Consider the following 18265-nt stretch of genomic DNA (forward strand, 5'->3'; position numbering starts at 1 on the left):
CTCCTGAACATCTTGTCGGTAGGGCGTTCAAACGCCGCGCCAGACCGGATCTCGTTTCTCTGCAAAGGCGCGCGCGCCTTCCTGCGCATCTTGCGAACCTAGGACGGACTCGATCATCGGGCGCTGGCGTTCCCAGATGCCCTCTTCCGGCCAGTCCACAGCTTCATTGATGATCTGCTTGCTCATGGCGACGGCCAACGGCGCATTAGCCGTGATCTGCGTCGCCAGCTTCAGCGCTTCAGCCAGCGCACCGCCCGATGGGGTCAGCCGGTTGACCAGACCCCAACCATGCGCCGTCTTCGCGTCCATCCGCTGGCCCGTCAGCGCATATTCCAGCGCGATCGCCGCCGGGATGCGCTTTGGCAAACGCAGCAACCCGCCCGACCCCGCGACAAGGCCACGGCACACTTCCGGCAGGCCGAACCACGCATCCTCGGCGGCCACAATCATGTCGCACGCCAGCGCCAATTCGCACCCGCCCGCCAAGGCATAGCCCTCGACCGCCGCGATCAGCGGCTTTTTCGGCGGCGCTTCGGCAAGGCCGCCAAAGCCGCGCCCTTCAAGCTCTGGCCGCTCGCCATCGACAAAGGCCCGCAAATCCATGCCGGAGCAAAAGCTGCTCCCCTCGCCGGTCAAGATGCCCACGCGCAAATCTTCACGGCTGTCAAGCGAGTCCAGCGCCTCGGCAATCGCCAGCGACACCGCGCGATTCACGGCATTGCGCTGCTGCGGACGATTGATCGTGATGATCAGGATCGCGCCTTGCTCTTCAATCCGGACGGGGGCCGCATCGGCCATATCAATGCCCGCCATCTTCGGCCGCCGGTGCCGCGATCGCAGCACCGCCCGGCGCGGTGCAATGATAGTCGTTCAGATTGGCAACATCGGTCATGCCCCAGACATCGATGATGCGGAACGGGTTGTTGACGACGATCCGGCCCTTGGAATTGCGGGTGTAATTGTCCACGCCCGGATAGGTCCAGATCATATGCGAATGGATGCGATCGACCTCGTCATTATAGGCATCGTGAATATCCTGCCGCACATCGACGGTCGCGATATTGTGCGCGAACATCTGCTTGAGCAGCGACATCACATAATGCATCTGCCGTTCCAGCACGGTAATCAGGCTACCGCCATGGCCGAACTGCGTGTTGGGACCATAAAGGCAAAACAGGTTCGGAAAGCCCGGCACCACGGTCCCGAGATAGGCGCGCGCATCGTCGCCATCCCAATCTTCATGAATGTCGCGCCCGCCAATGCCCTTGACCTTCATCGGCACCAACAGATTCACCACGTCAAATCCGGTGGCCCAGATTAACACATCGGCAGGATGCTCGACGCCATCGCTCGTCACCACGCTATGCGGACGCACTTCGGTCACGGCGCCGGTCACATGGTGGACATGATCGCGGGCCAGCGTGCGGAACCAGCCATTATCCAGCAGCATGCGCTTGCCGAACGGCGGATATTTCGGCAGCACCTCGGGCAACAGATGCTGCGCCGTGCCTAGTTCCGACTTGATATAAGCCGTCAGCGCCTTGCGATGGGCATCATTGATCGCATTGATCGACTGACCACCGCCTTGCCAATTGGGGTCCTGTTGCAGCGCGTCATACAGCTTGTCGTTGAATGCCCAGCTCAGCCGCAGGCGATACCACAAGCGATACATCGGCACCGCATCCAGCAATTGCTGCAACGGCTTCGGAATGGCCTGTTTGAACTTCGGGAATGGCGCCACCCATTGCGGGGTGCGCTGCACGACGGTCAACGAACCCACTTCATCGGCAATCGCGGGGGCGACTTGCATCGCGCTCGCGCCATTGCCGACCAGCACGACATTGCGTCCCTTAAGGTCGAGACCTTCATCCGGATAGCGCGCAGTATGCACGCTCGGCCCTTGGAACTGGTCGAGGCCCGGCACATCCGGTATACGCGGCTTGTTGAACGCGCCCACGCCACTGATGACGATATTCGCGTGCAGCGTATCGCGCTGGCCATCCGCCGTCAGCACATCCGCCTGCCAGCCGCCGGTTGCCTCATCGAAACGGGCTTGTGTGACCTCTACGCCGAAACGAATGTGGCGACGGATATCGAACTTATCCGCAACCTCTTCGAGATAGCGGTGAATTTCGCGGCAATCCGCGAAATAGCGCGACCAATGATAAGGGGCGAACGAAAAGGAATAGAGATGACTCGGCACATCGCAGGCCGCACCCGGATAGCGATTGTCATACCACACGCCGCCCAGTGCCTCACGACGCTCCACGATGACATAGGGGATATTGGCAGCTTCAAATTGCACCGCGGCACATAGTCCCGAAATGCCCGCGCCGATGATCAGCGCCTTGAATCCGGCAGGCGGGGCAGGCACTGCGGCCACCGTCGCGACACCCTGCGTCACTGGCGGCAATTGCAGTTCATGACGAATGATCGGCACATATTCCGGCGCGATATCTTCGCCCAAGGTGATGCTCATCATCTTGAGCAGCAATTCATCCGATGGATTTGGCAGCGCCAGCGGCTTGCCATCGCACCATGCCTGTAACGCCGACAAAGCAGCGGTGCGGATTTCGTCTTGCACTTCGGCAGACAAACCGCCGTCGTCATTGTCCTCCAGTCCCCGGGTGCGGGTCGGAATATACGGCGGCTCGATCCAGCGCCGGTCACCCGTCAACTGCACGAGAATGCAAGCAAGCGTCGGCACGTTCGCGGAGGCAATTGCGGCAGGGAGCCATTCGCTATGTCGTTCCAGATTCATGGTCTGATGAGTCACGGCATCTATCTCGCTTTAGCTATACATCATGGACACCGACATTCGACGTCCGCCGTAGTCAGGACACCGCCGCCACACAGTCAACATACTCGTTGACAACGCAGCGCGTCGGCATCGCGGTAAAACCCATACGCTTTGACATTCGCCAGAGAAGAAAGGGCATCGCCCCCTTCTCTGGCGGATGCGGATTACTTGCGCTCCGGCAATGCGGCGATCAGATCCGGGCTGATGTCCTTGGCACCGCGCTCGTCAATGTGGCGCTGGATACGGTCTTGAATCGCCTTGCCGATCTGGCCCGCCAATTCCGGACGTGCAGCGCGGCATTCGGCTTCGGACACCACACGGTTATCCGTCGCATCATCGACCATCGGCATCACGAAGCGGGCGAACATTTCATAAGAACGCTTGGTTTCCGCCGTATCGGCCCAGTGATGGGCAAACAGCACCAGCGTGCCAAAGCCGCCGGACTGTTGCTGCAACCGCCGGATCTGGGCCACGGCATCTTCAGGCGTGCCAATCACCGCCATGTTCGAGCTCAACAGCGCATCGATGATATCGCCGCTACCCGGTGCGATCGGCAAAGCCGCGACTTCGCGCAGATAATCCGCCCAGGCCTCAATACCGAATTTCACTTCCTCACGCGCCTGTTCGCGCGTCGGGGCGATATGCATCGGGGCGACCAGCCGCCAATTGGCGCGATCGACCGTCTTGCCATTGGCAGCGGCGATTTCCTCGGCAATGTTCCAGTTCGCGGCCAGCGCATCGAACGCACCGCCTGACGTCGCGCCAAAGGACAGCATGCCAATCCCGTTGCGGCCAGCCGCGCGCGAGCCGGTCGGTGAGACGGTGCTGGCCGTGATCATCTCGATATGCGGGCGGGTATAAGGCGTCATGTGAATGCGGGCGTTGTCGAGCGTGTACCAGTCGGTCTTCTCGGTCACGGTTTCACCGCTCATCAAGCGCACCAGCACATCGACGGCCTGATCCATCATGTCGCGCTGCTTGGAGACTTCAATGCCCATCATCTTCGCGTCTGAAGCGAGCGAACCCGGCCCCATGCCCAACATCACGCGACCACGGGTCATGTGATCCAACTGGCTGAAACGTTCGGCCAGCATCAACGGGTGATGGTAAGGCACCGAGCTCACCGCAGAGCCCAATTTGATGCGCTTCGTGCGTTCGGCAGCGGCGGCGATCATCAATTCGGGGCTGGCGATCAATTCCCAGCCAGCAGAATGGTGTTCACCATACCAGATCTCATCATAGCCGAGATTGTCGAGATGCTCGGCAAGTTCCAGATCCCGCTGGAGAGCCAGTGTCGGATTTTCATTGAGCGGGTGATGCGGGCCACAGAAAACCCCAAAACGCAGCTTGCCTGACATATAATCCTCCAATATTTCCTATAAAATTAAAATCATGAACCGCGTTGGCGGCACTTTAATTGACCGTCGCCTTGAGGTTCACATCCATGGTTGCCGGTGTTGTCGCAACAAAGGATGGACGCACTTCAAGTGCTTCGATCAGACGGGTGATACGAGGGTATCGGCCACGCCACCGCAACACATCGAGATCGGGACTAAGTCCCGCTGAAATCGCAAACTCAAGTCCCAGCAAGCTGGTCGCAATCGCAATATCGCCTTGATTGATCGCATCATTCACCTTTGGCACAATAGTGCCTGAAAGATTTTCGATCTCGGCAAGACCGCCGGCAATCTTGCGCGTCTGACGATCCACCCATGACTGGCTGGGTTCAGGCCGGTGCATTTCGAAAATCAGCGACTGCGCAAACTCCATCACGCGCTCGCCCAGCATCCGGCGCTTCATCACCAGCAAGCGCGCATCGATGTCGCTCGGCAGCAAGGCAGGATATGGAAAACGGGCTTCCAGCCAATCCATGATGTAGACAGAGTCGTATATGAATTCGACATCGTCCCGGATCAGGATCGGCAATTGTTCAAGCGGGCTGAAATGCGGGGTGCATGTCTCATTTCCCCAAGGCACGTCATATTGCACATCATAGGCGATCCCCTTTTCATGCAAGGCGATCGCTATCTTGCGTCCATAGGGGCTTGGCCGTGCATTGATCAGTTTGAACGCCATGGTTTACCACCTTTAAAAGAGACGGAGGTTGAACGCATCACGCCGGGTTCCCCTGTGATGACGTTCACCCCGGAATGACGGGCAGGGTTTAACCCCCTGCCCTATCACCCCTTTTCAACCCTCGGCTACGTCCTCAGAATTTGAAGCGAGCCTCAACATGGAACGCACGCGGCGAACCTGGCACAACAGTGTTGAACTGGAACAGTTCACCCGTTGCAATGCCGCCTGCATAATAGACGCGGTTGAACGCATTTTTCAGATGAGCAGCCAGCGACCAGCCGGCATCGCTATCTTCAAGTCCAAGGCGGAAGTTGACCAAAGTATAGCCGTCGATGCGCGCACCAGGGCTGCGATTGCCGGTGGATGCGAACCAGAATGACGACTGCGAGTACAGGTCCGAACGCAGGCTGGCCGTGATCGAATCCTGAATCGGCACGCTCACTTCGCCGAACAGTGAACCCGACCATTTCGACGTATCCGGATAGGTGCCGAACAGCACCGGCGCACCGCCACCGATCGACACATAGCTGTCCGTAAACCGCGCATCCGTGTAGTTCAACGAACCGCCCAAAGTGAACCATGAAGTCGGACGGATCGAGCCATCCAATTCAAAGCCGGTCACTTTCGAACGCGGCACGTTGACGGTGACAGCCGCAGGCGTGGTGCCCAGCAACGTATAGGCGACGCGCTGCCCATCCTTGATCCAGTTCTGATATCCGGCGATATTGAACTGGGTCGGCACGCCACCGACATTGCCGCGATACTTCAGACCGATTTCAGCGTCGGTAAGGGTTTCCAGATCATATCCGTTGCCGCCATTCGGCCCCAGACCCGGCACTGGATTCTGGATACCATTGTACCCGCCATTCTTATAGCTGCGACGCGAGGCGAGATAGATCAGCAAATTGGAATTGACCTGCTCTTGAACGCCCAGAGTCCAGCTTACGTTGGAATATGATTTCTGCTGATGGAAATCATAAGTCGCCAACACAGCAGGCGCAGCCAGATAGGCCGTGTCATCGGAGAGTACGTCGAACTTGATCTTTTCATGCGTGTAACGTGCACCGACAGTGACCCCGAGGCCCTGAATGCCAGTTACTTCGCTGACATCATAAGTCCCCTGAGCATATGCCGCATACATATCACGCGTGGTGAGCTTGCTGTATACCGTTGTACCTGTCAGCGGCGGGAATTGCAGCAACAGGCTTGTTGTTAAGTTCCTGTTGGTTTCATGCGAATAAAACCCGCCGACGACATAGTCGAGATTGCCGTCAAATGCCTTGCCGACCAGCTGAAGCTCTTCAGAATACTGACGGGTATTGTCGTTCTTACCGCCATTACCATTATCATCGATACCATAAGGCGTACCGTCGATATCGCCAGCGATGCCGTTCTTCAGATAGGTATAGCCGAAAATATTGCGAACCTTGGTGTCATCCCCGACTTCAAACGATGTGATGTTGGACAGGATGATATTGCGACCGCGATATCTGGACGGGCCATCGGATTCGATCTTGTAAGGTCCGCGCGCCTTTTGCGTTTCCAAATAGGACGCAATGCCCGCCGGATCGAGGTTCGGATGAGCCGCAGCATAGGCTGCCGCACAATTATTCGTCGAATCGTTGCAGCCTGCTGCACCGCCCGTGAAGGCGTTGATCAGGAAATTATACTGCGCCTGATTGCCGAAGTTCGTGAGGGCAATCAACGGCACAAGGCCGGTCGGTTCGAGGCTGTCAATCAGGCCGCTGAGGCTGCTGCCATTCGAATGGAGATAATCGACCATCAAATCGTTGGAAATCGTCTCCGACACATCAACATGCAAGCTGCCGCGCAAGCCGAAGCGATCGACATCGCCAGCGCGCGTGTTGTTATACAGGTTACGCTGATAACCGTTGCGCTTTTCATAGAAGCCGGCGACGCGAGCCAGAACAGACTCGCCAATGAGCGGCACGTTCAACGCACCTTCCACCTGACGCAGCTTATAGTCGCCAAGACGACCGCTCACATATCCGCCCAATTCCTTGCCCGGCTTGACCGACGTAAAGAGGACAGCACCGCCCGTCGAGTTTCTGCCGAAAAGCGTACCCTGCGGCCCCTTCAGGACCTGCACGGACTGAAGGTCGTAAAAGGCGGACGAACCACCGCCGACGCCATCAAGCTGCACTTCGTTGAAATAGGGCAAAACGCCTGGACGCGTATCGCTGAATGCATCGAGCGACTGGCCGCGCAGGGCATAGTTCAACTGGTTCGAATTCTGCCCTGCCCGAATGGTAAGGCCCGGCGAGGCCATTTGAAGGTCGGTCTCGGTAACAATCGCCTGCTTCTCCAGCGCGGCGGCGCTCAACACCCTGATGGCAACCGGGGTACGCTCCAGCGTCTCCGAACGGCGCTGCGCCGTCACAATGATGTCGCTGCCGACATCTGCAGTGGCAGCAGGCTCAACAGAGGCAACTTGCGCCAAGGCCGTGGTCGCATAAAGCGCGGAAATCAAGGTCGTTGCCGAGAATGATATGGTCCGATGTTTCAACATCTTTGCTCTCCCTTTCAAGTCTTCTTTTTAGAATTCAAACATTCAGAATGGGGCGCCCTTTTGCTCCCTTTCGCGCCGACAAAACCAACCCCTGCCGCATGTCATCAACAGAGGATTTTCAGCAGATCCGGCGCTTTCTCCGAATCGACTTGGCCCGCCTCACGACTGATTATCGAAATGCAACATGCGTGTTTTTTTGTCAACACATCCGTTAAAAAAATTTGCTCGGCGCGAAATTCCAGATGGCAGCAACTCCCGCGCGCACGACAACCGTCCGCCCATTTTATTTTGGCGACCTCCCCAAAAAGTAGCCGCGCAAAACAAGCCGCGACGCCGCCCGTGAGGCTTCGCCGCAATTAATTTTAAAAACATAATTATATCAATATGATAAATTATATAATTGAGACCAAAACCCTAGCTTTCAAGTGGACTTTTTGCCGTTAATTTACCAGTTAAAATCCTTAACATCGGGCTTCTGTCATTTTATAATTATGGCCTGTGCGGGGGAATCGCGCACTGTGCCTGCGAGACGGGCCGGTGCTTGTTGCGCGACATTTATTACAACACAATCGTTGAAATAGACTATTGCGCAGAAAATATGAGAAAATCGGGCTGCAAAATCTGCACCATCACATGCCGGACAAAGGCCGAGACCTAGTTCAAGCCGGTATTCGATCGCCGCGATGGAGAGATGTAAAATGTCGCGGACAGTCACATATTGTCACGCCCTGACATGGGAAGGCGTCAGACAGGTGGAGAATGTGCCGACCGCATGCCACGCCGGACAAGGCGCTGACTGTTATTCCCCCCTGTCTGCGCGACGGAGTTAATCCGCCCGATAGGCGCGTTGCAAATCGAACATCCAACCCGGATATTCGGACGGCAGCAGACTGCACGCATTGAGCGTTGCCAATTCATCGGCGGTGAGTTGGACATTGGTGGCGGCGATGTTGTCGATCAACTGCGCCTCGCGATTGGCCCCAATGATGATGCTGGTAACACTCGGTTGGTGCAAAAGCCACGCCAGCGCGATCTGCGCCACAGAGACACCGTGCCGCCCGGCGATCGGCCTCATCGCCGCGATAACCGCTGCGCCGCGATCGGGGTCTACCGGTGGAAAGTCGAATTCAGAACGTCGACCATTATGCCCGGTTTCAGAAGCGCGATCATATTTTCCGGTGAGAAGCCCCCCCGCCAGCGGGCTCCAGACCATCAGGCCGACCTGTTCGGATTGCATCATTGGCACCAGTTCGCGTTCAAGGTCGCGCCCCGCGATGCTGTAATAGGCTTGCAGGCTTTCAATGCGAGAATATTGCATTTTTTGCGCAATGCCCTGCGCTTTCATGATCTGCCACGCAGCCCAATTTGATACGCCGACATAGCGGACAAGGCCGTCTCGCACCAGATCATCCATGGCCCGCATGGTTTCTTCCACCGGCGTCAGGGGATCAAAACCGTGCAATTGATAGAGGTCAATATGATCGAGCTGGAGCCTGCGCAGACTGGCCTTCACGGCATTCATGATGTGATAGCGTGAACTCCCCCGACTATTCGGCCCCGGACCTACAGGGCCAAAGACCTTGGTCGCGATAACCAGTTCGTCCCGATTCAGGCCGAGATTTCGGATCGATTGGCCGGTCATTATTTCCGAGAGACCCTCGGCATAGACATCGGCGGTGTCGATGAAATTGACACCCGCTTCATGGGCGACACGGATCAGGCGATCAGCATCCTCCTGTTGCAGCGAACCGATCTGTTTCCACATCCCTTCGCTGCCGCCAAATGTCATGGTGCCAAGACAAAGTTCTGAGACAAGCAGACCTGTCTGGCCCAGTCTGTTATATCGCATGTCTGGCCTCTCCCCTTTGCGGCAGTAATGATGAAAGCAATCAGCGCCCCATCCATGAGGGAATTGGCAGGTCTTGCGGACGCAATTCAAAACCAAGCGGAATGCACCACATCCTGTCATTGAGAAGAATGGGGCCGCTCAGTTCAATGATAATAGCATCGAGCGCCGCTTCATGATCGGTGCCTTGCGCCGCAACCGACAGCCCGGCAATGGCGCTGCGCAATGCGGCGGTGATGTGCTGATAATCCGCATCCTCGGCTTCAGGATTGTGCAGCGCAGCCCGCCCCATTTCACACAGTGTCGCCAGTTCATCCGGTGCCACTTGTCCATGCGATTGCAGCACATCGATCATCGCATCTGCCATATCGAGATAGGATCGCAATAAATGGCGGTAATAACGTCGGACATAGGGTAAGCGCTGCTGCATGAAAGCCAAGGCGGCCATGGTCAGTTGCAGTTGCTCGATCACATGTTTCTCGGCACCGCCAAGGGCGGGCAAAACCGTTTCGCTCAGCGCCCGTTGCGCGACCTGCAACTGTGTTTCGGCGGTCTGGATCATTTTGACATGCCCTTAAAATAGTCCCGCAACTCCGACAATGCGAGATAGCCCATGCCCGACACGTGATTGAGCAGCACATCCTGATGGGTGGCCGCACAGCGCGCCGCCCGCGCCGATGCCGCGAGCAACAGAATCGAGACGAGGTAACGATTGAAGAGGGCGTAATATTGAATGCGAAACGGATCGACCGGCAAGCCGGATGCCTTTTCATATGCGCCAAAAAAATCAGATTGCGGCATCATGCCAGAGCATAAAACGGTCTTTTCATCCTCGCCATAATGCTGAAATATCGGCAAGGCCGCATAGGTCAGATCCTGATGCCGATCTCCAAGGACAGCCCCCTCCCAATCGAGCAAGGCTGTAATTTCGCCACGGCCTTCATCGAACAGAAAATTACCGCTGCGATAATCGCCATGGACAATCGACACATGGTCCAGCGGCGGCGCATGGCGGATCAAATATTTATACACCACCGCCAGCACCGGCTCATCTTCTACCCGGTCTTCCTCCCAGATCCGACGCGCTGCGTTGACCTGCTTGATCACGGACAGGTTCGACCCCACAACCGGACGATCGAAGCTCGGCATCGTCAGGCCATCTTCAACCGATAACTTGTGAATTTTCGCGAGATATTCGACGAATTGAGGCGCTAACTTAGCCCTTAGGCTGGGGCCGTAATTCTGGCCCAGTCCCGTTACCTTACCGGCATCATGCGACGGTTTGGCAACCCCTGTCGCGAAGCCGGAGACCATTGCAGGATATGGCAGGAAGGTCGCGTCAGGGTCCATCCAATAGGCGTGAGGCACAGGGACCGCACCTTCCACGGCGCGAATGACCTCAAATTCTCGGCGGCGACTTGATTCAGTCACAGAGGCGGCAGGCTCCATACGCAGCACCATCGGGGTGACGATCTGTTGTTCCGCCGTGCCATCTTCACCACGCCAGCTCAGATTGAACACCATCTGCAACTTGGAGGCACCGCCGGACAGCCAGCGGGCATCCTTAATATTGATGGCATAGCCAAGCCTATCGGAGATCAACCGACGCGCCCCATCAACCAATGTCTCAAGACTTACGGCCTGAAACATAGCGCCGTTGCGGCGATGCATCTTGCGCGTGAGCACCGCATCAATTTCTTTTTCAGTCGGAAATCGGCTGCGGATATCATCAATGAACGCCTCTGTAGGCTTGCTCCTGATATCCGCCATGATCGCAGCCTCAGTCATGATTCAGCACTCTTGCGCCGATGTCATGCCTGTCTGCCATGCCTCGTGACAGAAAACTCAGGCCCGTAAAATCTGCGATGTGGCTATATCCCACGCGCGATCCGCTTTCCCAGCGCATCAGCGTCTGGAATGCCGCGCTGGAAGGATTGAAATTATACCAGGGCGCCGCCGCCACAGTCGTGCCTATCGCTGCATAGCAATTGCCACGGTCATCCTCGAACTCGACCTCCGCACGCATGACAAGCATGTCGAACCGTTGCGCCCGCATCGATGCCTTGACGATTGGCCGACGCTCCCCGTTGATGGCGAGGAACCCGAAATTGAACGGGCCATAGACCACTTCCTTGTTCTCGAAATCCAGCCCCAACACCAGAAATGCGCCAAGGTCATCCCCCAGATTGACATGAACCCAGGTCGCCCCCTTGCTCCCCCAATCCTTACGCGGCCCCCAGCTTTTATCCATGCCGTCGATGCAGTCGATTTGATATTCGCGACCATGCAATGAAAGCGTACCCGTCACCCGGCCCTTGCTTTCCATATGCCCGGTATTCCAGCCATCATATCCCGCCACCTTGGCCGAGCTGATCAAGGGGTTTTCATTCGCATCATGCGGGTCGAAGGGATCGCACACTGCTTTGAACGCCACGTCCAACGAACAATTGCCGTCCAGTGATTGATATTGGAACGCGCACTCCCGGGCATTGATCGCCTGGAATGACAGGCCATTATCCAGCGTGAAGTTGTCAAAACGCTCAGGGCACGAAAGGTGCATCTGCGCGTCATTATGTTCGATCTGCCAAGGATGCAGGCTGAACCCCTTATGGATTTCGATAGAGCTATGGCAAATGCCGAGATTAGGTCGAGCAAGCGTATAGAGATTACCGCTAATCCCCGCTTCCGGCACAGAAAAGATCAAGAACAGTGTCTCTGTCCATAATTTATCGGCAGGATCACAAGGATGAAATTTGAAGTCATCAAGCGTAATCATTTTAGACCTCTCAGGATTATTGTTTTCAGCACCACCGACACGCGGCTAAAATGGGGATATTACGAGCAATAAAGCCGCTGCCTAAATGACCGCTTGCAGGTTCAATTGGCTGCCGCTCTCCCGTCAATGCCCATTATGGCCTGATCGCTGTCAGGAGACAGGCGCCGACATGTTCATTGGCAAAAAGAATATCAAGCAGGCTTAGGATTTGTCAACAGTGTCGTTAAATTTTAATCAGCCCCGCGCACGAACGCATCTTGGATACGGAATATCCAACTGATATATCATTATAAAACAGGGAATGCTCGCGCATCATCCCCACAACCAAGTCACGAGAATGCGCAGCAAATCCTCAAGCGGCAATTCGCTCACATCGCCAACATATATGATGTTGATCAATAAGGAGATTCAATCCCCGACAGGATCAATTCAGCGTAAGTCTTGCCAATTTCCTCTGCGCTGATAGCGCTCTGGTCCGGGCGAAACCAGCGATAGGTCCAGCCCACAATGCCAAGCACGCCATAAGCGACAACCCGCGGCGAGCCAACATTGCGGAAACTGTTATCCGCATAGCCTTGCTCAATAATCGAGATCACAGCCTCGGTCGTTTGCCGATTCAATTCACGCATATCGCGCGACCATTCATGCCGCGCCCCGCTGACATGGCTCAGATTTTCACGAATATAGATATAAAACAAGGGGTAATGTTCTCCATAAGAGCCCATTAACGCCATGATGAGATCCCGCAGTTTCCGGCGCGGACTAAGGTTGCTCGATTCGATACGTTTCGTCAGCGCAAGGTTGCGCTCCACAACGGTCCGGACCACTTCATCGAACAACTCTTCCTTGGACGAGATATAATAATAGAGCGAGGCGCGGTCCGCCCCCATTTCCTCTGCAACCGCCTTCAAACTGGCCCGTTCAAAGCCGACACGGTTGAAAACGCGCACGGCAGCGTCGGCGATCTCCTGACGCCTCGCTTTGTATTTCACCTTGGGCTCTTCTTTTAAAGCCCGCCGCCGCTTACTGATTTCACTCGCATCTTTCGTCGGCATATCGTTTCTCAGTCAACCTGTTACAAGGACTTGCGGGGCACCTATCACTCTCCATTCATAAGCTCAATATAATGCCCCGCGCTTTTTCTCAACACTATTGTTGACTTTTTATACGGAGTCCCGCTAGCTATGAGAACAATCAGGGGGGAGCAATTCCTCCGTTCTCGTGAGAGTTTTTGGATCGATGTCATCGGATTTTTGGAGTCAGGCAGGGATAGACCCCTGCTTTTCGGCAATGCTGTCCGATCCGCGGTCGATGCTGCGACCGCCCGCCGACAATGCATCTCTGGCCAATTTTCGCCACGCGCTGGATGGCGGCATGATCGCGGCAAGTAGACCGGACACCCCCAAGGCACATGCGGTTGAATCATATATCGTCATGAGTGACGGTCATGAGATTCCGCTGCGCCTCTATCGTGGCAGCGACCGCCCGGCACTGCCGGTCATCCTGTTTTTCCATGGCGGCGGATTTGTAGTGGGCTCACTCGAAACCCATGATGCGATGTGCCATGAACTTGCTGTTGCTACCGATGCCGCTGTGCTGGCGGTCGATTATCGCCTGTCGCCCGAAACACCCTTTCCCGGACCGCTGACGGACTGTGAGCGTGCGCTGACATGGGCCGCCGCCAATGCCTCTCGCCTTGGTCTCGATGCCACCAGAATCGCCCTGTGCGGCGACAGCGCCGGGGGCAATCTCGCAGTCGCCCTTGCCGTGCAGGCGCGCGCGCATGGTCCGTCCGTTCGCCATGTCGCATTGTTCTATCCGGCTATCGACCCCGGTTGCTCCAGCCCTTCGATGGAGCAGTTCGGCTCCGGATATTTTCTGACTAGCGACATCATGCGCTGGTTCTGGGCGTGCTATCTGGGGAACGAAAACGGCACCGCAAATCCGCTTGCCGCTGTGATGCAGGCCAATTTGACGGGCCTGCCCAATATGTCCGTGATCACCGCTGAATTCGACCCATTGCGCGACGAAGGCGAGAGGTTTCTCCTTGCCCTGCGCCATGCCGGCGTCATGGCAACCGGACGGCGCTATCTCGGCATGATCCACGGCTTTGCGAGCCTGTCCGCCATTACGCCCACCGCCAGCCGCGCGATTGCGGATATCGCCACGGACATCCGCGCGAGCTTCGCGACATAGCAACCGGCACTATTCCACCACAATGTGAACCATAAACAAACCATGGAGAAGATTGAAATGAACCGTCTGTCAGGGAAAGTCGCGATCGTTACCGGCGCCTCTCAGGGCATGGGCGAAGAGCATGCCAAGGCCTTTGTCCGGGAAGGGGCGAAGGTCATCTTGACCGATCTCAACGAAGTGGACGGCCAAGCCATTGCCGCCGCGCTCGGCCCGAATGCCATGTTCATCCGGCACGACGTCGCCAGCGAATCCGACTGGGCAAATGTCGTGGCACTTGGCGAGGCGCGGTTCGGCAAGATTAACGTCCTCGTCAACAATGCCGGGATCATTGGCCCCATCAAAAAAACGGGCGACATGTCGCTGGATGATTATCTGAAAGTATGCGCTGTCAATCAGACCGGCGTATTTTTGGGGATGAGGGCCGTATTGCCTGCGATGGTCGCGGCAAAGGGTGGGTCAATCCTCAACATATCCTCCATCTCCGGGATGGTTGCCAATATCGGGTCGCCCAATCTGGCCTATGTCGGCAGCAAATTCGCCGTGCGCGGCATGACCAAACAGGCCGCCGTGGAATATGGTCCCGACAATATCCGGGTGAATTCGATCCATCCCGGCTATGTGAAAACGCCGATGATGGTTGCCGCAACCGATGAAGATGGCGGCGGTGCGGCGTCAGACATTCCACTTCGGCGCTTTGCAGAGGTCGCCGAGATTTCCAACCTCGCCATCTTCCTCGCCTCGGATGAATCTTCGTTTATCACCGGGACGGAACATGTCATAGACGGCGGCATGATCGCCGCTTGAACCCGCGGCGGCTCATCCTATTTATTCACATAGCTGCCCCTTGAAAGGATTCTTGATGAACCCGGTTTTTGTTGTTTCCGGCACCCGCACCGCGATTGGCGACTTTGGTGGAAGCCTGAAAGACTTCTCACCGTCTCAGCTCGGCGCGCTGGTGATCCGCGAAGCGGTCAACCGCGCGGGTCTTACGCCATCCGACATCCAGCATGTCGTCATGGGCAATGTCATCCAGACCAAGCCCGCCGATGCCTATCTCGCGCGTGTATCCGCCATCGAGGCTGGCATACCGATCGAAACGCCAGCCCTGACGCTCAACCGGCTTTGCGGTTCGGGGGTGCAGTCCGTGATTTCGGCTGCGCAGATGCTGGCACTCGATGAATGCGATATCGCGGTAGCCGGCGGGGCTGAAAGCATGACCCGGGCGCCGCACCATGTCACCAGTGCGCGCTTTGGCCAGAAGATGGGCAATATCGACATGATCGATGCCCTGGTCGGCATCCTGAGCGATCCGTTCGAAGGCTTTCATATGGGCATCACGGCTGAAAATATCGCCGGCGATCTCCAGATTACGCGCCAGACACAGGATGCTGCCGCCGCCGAAAGCCACGCCCGTGCTGCTCGGGCGCAGGCGGAAGGTCGTTTCAAAGACCAGATCCTCCCGATCGAGGTCAAAGACCGTCGCGCCACGCGCATCTTCGACACCGATGAACATGTCCGGGGCGAGACAAGTGTTGAAAGCCTGTCAAGCCTGAAGCCTGCGTTCAAGAAGGATGGCACCGTCACTGCCGGCAACGCGTCCGGGATCAACGATGGGGCCGCGGCTGTGGTATTGGCATCCCAGCGCGCCGTCGATCAGCATGGTCTGAAACCGATGGGGAAAATCCTCGGCTGGGGCCATTCCGGCGTTGCCCCTGATCGCATGGGGCTTGGGCCGGTCACCTCGGTACCGATTGCCCTTCAGCGCGCAGGCCTCACGCTCGACCAGATGGACGTCATCGAAGCCAATGAAGCCTTTGCGGCGCAGGCGTGCGGCGTGGCGCAATTGCTCGGTTTCAATCCTGACAAGGTCAATCCGAACGGGTCGGGTATTTCACTGGGTCACCCCGTCGGCGCGACCGGGACCATTTTGCTGGTGAAGACGCTGTACGAATTGCAGCGGACCGGCGGCACCTACGGCCTGATCACGATGTGCATCGGCGGGGGCCAAGGCATCGCGCTGGTGGTCGAACGCTGCCCTAGCTGAACCAAGGAGGCATTGTCGGCAACGTGTCGACAGTGCCTCTGCCCCCTGCCTGCCGATGCCATGATACAGGCGTCGCATCCCCCCCAATGTCCATACTGACAGCAGATAGCTATGGCTGTAGTGATGTCGACATGGGAAAAATGATATTATGGTTTGCCGGTCATTACCTCTTTTTAGCTTCTAAGCCCGCGTTGTTGACGGTGGGCGGCGCGTCATGACGGGCGTGCGCAACCTCATCCTTGTGCTGGGCGATCAGTTGACGCCCACGCTTTCCAGCCTTGCCGCTGGCGACCCGTCGCGCGACCGCGTGCTGATGGCAGAGCTTCACGACGAAGCGACCTATGTGCGCCATCACAAAAAGAAGATCGCATTCCTCTTTTCTGCCATGCGCCATTTTGCCGAAGAGCTGCGCAGCTTGGGCTGGACCCTCGATTATGTAAAATTGGTTGCGCCCGACAATCAGGGCAGTTTTTCTGGACAGGTCGCGCATGCGGCGGCCACCCATCGGCCCGACCGCATCATCATCACCGAAGCGGGCGAATGGCGCGTGATGGAGATGATGAAGGATTGGCAGTCCCAATTCTCGATCCCGGTCGATATTCTTCCCGATGATCGCTTCTTGTGTGCGCACGCCGCATTCAAGCACTGGGCATCAAGCCGCAAGCAACTGCGGATGGAATATTTCTACCGTGACATGCGCCGCCAGACCGGCTTGTTGATGGATGGTGATCAGCCAGTGGGCGGCAAATGGAATTTCGATGCGGACAACCGAAAGGCGGCAGACATTGATCTGTTCATGCCCCGACCCAAAAACTGCGCACCCGATGCCATTACCCAAGAGGTGCTGGCGCTGGTCGATGCCCGGTTCGATAATCATTTCGGCGACCTTGCGCCGTTCTGGTTCGCCGTCACCCGCGCCGATGCCGAGGCGGCCTTTACCGCGTTCGTCCAACAAGCCCTGCCACATTTTGGCGATTATCAAGACGCGATGCTGGCGGGTGAACCGTTTCTCTATCATGCCGTCATCTCGCAATATCTGAACTGCGGACTGCTTGATCCGCTGCGTATCTGCCAACAGGTCGAGGCCGCCTATCGCGCGGGCAAGGCACCGCTCAATGCCGCTGAAGGCTTCATCCGCCAGATCATCGGCTGGCGCGAATATGTGCGCGGCATCTATTGGTTAAAAATGCCCGGCTATGAACATGAAAATTTCTTTGGCCACACCCGTTTACTACCTGATTTCTACTGGACAGCCGAAACCGACATGGCCTGTATCAAGGCGGCGGTCAGCCAGACCAAGAAACAGGCCTATGCCCATCATATCCAGCGCCTGATGGTCACCGGCAATTTTGCGATGCTGGCAGGCATTGATCCGCACGAGCTGCATCAATGGTATCTAAGCGTCTATGCCGATGCCTATGAATGGGTCGAACTGCCCAATACCTTGGGGATGAGCCAATTTGCCGATGGCGGCTTGCTCGCGTCCAAACCCTATGCCGCAAGCGGTGCCTATATCAACCGCATGTCCAATTATTGCGGATCATGCCGCTATGATGTCAAACAAAGGACTGGCCGGGCAGCCTGCCCGTTCAACGCGCTATATTGGGATTTCATCGCGCGGCATCGCGACAAGATCGCCAACAACCCACGTATGGCGCAGATGATTCGCACCTATGACAAATTCGCCGCCGATGAACAGCAGCGTATCGCCGACAGCGCCAAGACCTTTCTGGCAAGCTTATGACGGACAAAAAATACACCAAATCCAATCTACCCGAAAAAATCTGCGCCGCCTGCGGCAGGCCATTTGCATGGCGCAAAAAATGGGCGCGTGATTGGGATAATGTCAAAACCTGTTCGGAACGCTGCAAAGGCGACCTGCGACGCAAACCCGGCCAGCACGCTGATCCACGCTGACACTCAAGCATTTTCACGCCTGCCGATCCGCGCGGACGCAAATTGAGTCATCGCGCGCGCCCCCACATATTTTATTGATC

At 56.8% G+C, this 18265-nt stretch carries 16 protein-coding genes; 6 read left to right on the plus strand and 10 right to left on the minus strand.

What is annotated here, in order from left to right; genetic code table 11:
• Positions 1-27 precede the first annotated feature (27 nt).
• The 10 genes from K6117_RS06785 to K6117_RS06830 all read right to left on the minus strand — a co-directional run bounded on the left by K6117_RS06785 (position 28) and on the right by K6117_RS06830 (position 13083).
• Complete coding sequence (locus tag K6117_RS06785) at positions 28-813, minus strand: crotonase/enoyl-CoA hydratase family protein (RefSeq protein ID WP_246604919.1); 786 nt, start codon at positions 811-813, stop codon at positions 28-30.
• Positions 800-2761, minus strand: coding sequence for a flavin-containing monooxygenase (locus K6117_RS06790; protein WP_221793235.1), 1962 nt, complete (start codon positions 2759-2761; stop codon positions 800-802). Before K6117_RS06790 ends, K6117_RS06785 begins: the two co-directional genes overlap by 14 nt.
• 203 nt (positions 2762-2964) lie before the next feature.
• Positions 2965-4158 (minus strand): LLM class flavin-dependent oxidoreductase, encoded by a 1194-nt coding sequence (locus tag K6117_RS06795; RefSeq protein ID WP_221793237.1) that lies wholly within the window; start codon positions 4156-4158, stop codon positions 2965-2967.
• Between the two features lie 55 nt (positions 4159-4213).
• Positions 4214-4876: a glutathione S-transferase N-terminal domain-containing protein gene (locus K6117_RS06800; RefSeq protein WP_221793240.1), complete on the minus strand. Its 663-nt coding sequence runs from the start codon at positions 4874-4876 to the stop codon at positions 4214-4216.
• Between the two features lie 133 nt (positions 4877-5009).
• Positions 5010-7406 carry a TonB-dependent receptor gene (locus K6117_RS06805; protein ID WP_221793242.1) on the minus strand — a complete coding sequence of 799 codons (2397 nt, stop codon included), beginning with the start codon at positions 7404-7406 and terminating at the stop codon, positions 5010-5012.
• Positions 7407-8232: 826 nt separating this feature from the next.
• Entirely contained in the window at positions 8233-9255 is a 1023-nt protein-coding gene (locus K6117_RS06810) for an aldo/keto reductase (protein ID WP_221793244.1), read from the minus strand.
• Between the two features lie 40 nt (positions 9256-9295).
• Complete coding sequence (locus K6117_RS06815; RefSeq protein ID WP_221793246.1) at positions 9296-9814, minus strand: hypothetical protein; 519 nt, start codon at positions 9812-9814, stop codon at positions 9296-9298.
• Positions 9811-11040, minus strand: a complete 1230-nt coding sequence (locus tag K6117_RS06820; RefSeq protein ID WP_221793248.1) for a phosphotransferase family protein — start codon at positions 11038-11040, stop codon at positions 9811-9813. Before K6117_RS06820 ends, K6117_RS06815 begins: the two co-directional genes overlap by 4 nt.
• Positions 11033-11956: a DUF7064 domain-containing protein gene (locus K6117_RS06825; protein ID WP_221793250.1), complete on the minus strand. Its 924-nt coding sequence runs from the start codon at positions 11954-11956 to the stop codon at positions 11033-11035. Before K6117_RS06825 ends, K6117_RS06820 begins: the two co-directional genes overlap by 8 nt.
• 467 nt (positions 11957-12423) lie before the next feature.
• The gene (locus tag K6117_RS06830; protein ID WP_221793252.1) at positions 12424-13083 is read right to left on the minus strand and encodes a TetR/AcrR family transcriptional regulator; all 660 of its coding nucleotides are present in this window, start codon (positions 13081-13083) and stop codon (positions 12424-12426) included.
• A gap of 256 nt (positions 13084-13339) precedes the next feature.
• Here K6117_RS06830 and K6117_RS06835 point away from each other — a divergent pair, with 256 nt between their 5' ends.
• The 6 genes from K6117_RS06835 to K6117_RS06855 all read left to right on the plus strand — a co-directional run bounded on the left by K6117_RS06835 (position 13340) and on the right by K6117_RS06855 (position 18185).
• Complete coding sequence (locus K6117_RS06835) at positions 13340-14224, plus strand: alpha/beta hydrolase (RefSeq protein ID WP_221793254.1); 885 nt, start codon at positions 13340-13342, stop codon at positions 14222-14224.
• 57 nt (positions 14225-14281) lie between these two features.
• Positions 14282-15028, plus strand: a complete 747-nt coding sequence (locus tag K6117_RS06840; protein WP_221793257.1) for an SDR family NAD(P)-dependent oxidoreductase — start codon at positions 14282-14284, stop codon at positions 15026-15028.
• A gap of 55 nt (positions 15029-15083) precedes the next feature.
• Positions 15084-16268 (plus strand): beta-ketothiolase BktB, encoded by a 1185-nt coding sequence (gene bktB / locus K6117_RS06845; RefSeq protein WP_221793259.1) that lies wholly within the window; start codon positions 15084-15086, stop codon positions 16266-16268.
• 86 nt (positions 16269-16354) lie between these two features.
• A complete protein-coding gene (locus tag K6117_RS14550) occupies positions 16355-16486 on the plus strand; it encodes a hypothetical protein (RefSeq protein ID WP_281422108.1) in 132 nt (43 codons plus the stop codon).
• Entirely contained in the window at positions 16483-18012 is a 1530-nt protein-coding gene (locus K6117_RS06850) for a cryptochrome/photolyase family protein (RefSeq protein WP_221793261.1), read from the plus strand. The genes K6117_RS14550 and K6117_RS06850 overlap by 4 nt, the downstream gene beginning before the upstream one ends.
• Positions 18009-18185, plus strand: coding sequence for a DUF2256 domain-containing protein (locus K6117_RS06855; protein WP_221793263.1), 177 nt, complete (start codon positions 18009-18011; stop codon positions 18183-18185). Before K6117_RS06850 ends, K6117_RS06855 begins: the two co-directional genes overlap by 4 nt.
• The last annotated feature ends 80 nt before the right edge of the window (positions 18186-18265 follow it).

Origin of the sequence: Alteraquisediminimonas sediminicola, from assembly GCF_019740335.1 — a bacterium.
Lineage (GTDB): Bacteria > Pseudomonadota > Alphaproteobacteria > Sphingomonadales > Sphingomonadaceae > Alteraquisediminimonas > Alteraquisediminimonas sediminicola.

Coding starts and splice junctions, on each gene's coding strand:
- K6117_RS14550 (WP_281422108.1), top strand. CDS start 16,355: ATGTCCATACTGACAGCAGATAGCTATGGCTGTAGTGATGTCGACATG.
- K6117_RS06815 (WP_221793246.1), bottom strand. CDS start 9,814: ATGATCCAGACCGCCGAAACACAGTTGCAGGTCGCGCAACGGGCGCTG.
- K6117_RS06830 (WP_221793252.1), bottom strand. CDS start 13,083: ATGCCGACGAAAGATGCGAGTGAAATCAGTAAGCGGCGGCGGGCTTTA.
- K6117_RS06835 (WP_221793254.1), top strand. CDS start 13,340: ATGCTGCGACCGCCCGCCGACAATGCATCTCTGGCCAATTTTCGCCAC.
- K6117_RS06810 (WP_221793244.1), bottom strand. CDS start 9,255: ATGCGATATAACAGACTGGGCCAGACAGGTCTGCTTGTCTCAGAACTT.
- K6117_RS06800 (WP_221793240.1), bottom strand. CDS start 4,876: ATGGCGTTCAAACTGATCAATGCACGGCCAAGCCCCTATGGACGCAAG.
- K6117_RS06795 (WP_221793237.1), bottom strand. CDS start 4,158: ATGTCAGGCAAGCTGCGTTTTGGGGTTTTCTGTGGCCCGCATCACCCG.
- K6117_RS06820 (WP_221793248.1), bottom strand. CDS start 11,040: ATGACTGAGGCTGCGATCATGGCGGATATCAGGAGCAAGCCTACAGAG.
- K6117_RS06805 (WP_221793242.1), bottom strand. CDS start 7,406: ATGTTGAAACATCGGACCATATCATTCTCGGCAACGACCTTGATTTCC.
- K6117_RS06840 (WP_221793257.1), top strand. CDS start 14,282: ATGAACCGTCTGTCAGGGAAAGTCGCGATCGTTACCGGCGCCTCTCAG.
- K6117_RS06855 (WP_221793263.1), top strand. CDS start 18,009: ATGACGGACAAAAAATACACCAAATCCAATCTACCCGAAAAAATCTGC.
- K6117_RS06790 (WP_221793235.1), bottom strand. CDS start 2,761: ATGAATCTGGAACGACATAGCGAATGGCTCCCTGCCGCAATTGCCTCC.
- K6117_RS06850 (WP_221793261.1), top strand. CDS start 16,483: ATGACGGGCGTGCGCAACCTCATCCTTGTGCTGGGCGATCAGTTGACG.
- K6117_RS06785 (WP_246604919.1), bottom strand. CDS start 813: ATGGCGGGCATTGATATGGCCGATGCGGCCCCCGTCCGGATTGAAGAG.
- bktB (WP_221793259.1), top strand. CDS start 15,084: ATGAACCCGGTTTTTGTTGTTTCCGGCACCCGCACCGCGATTGGCGAC.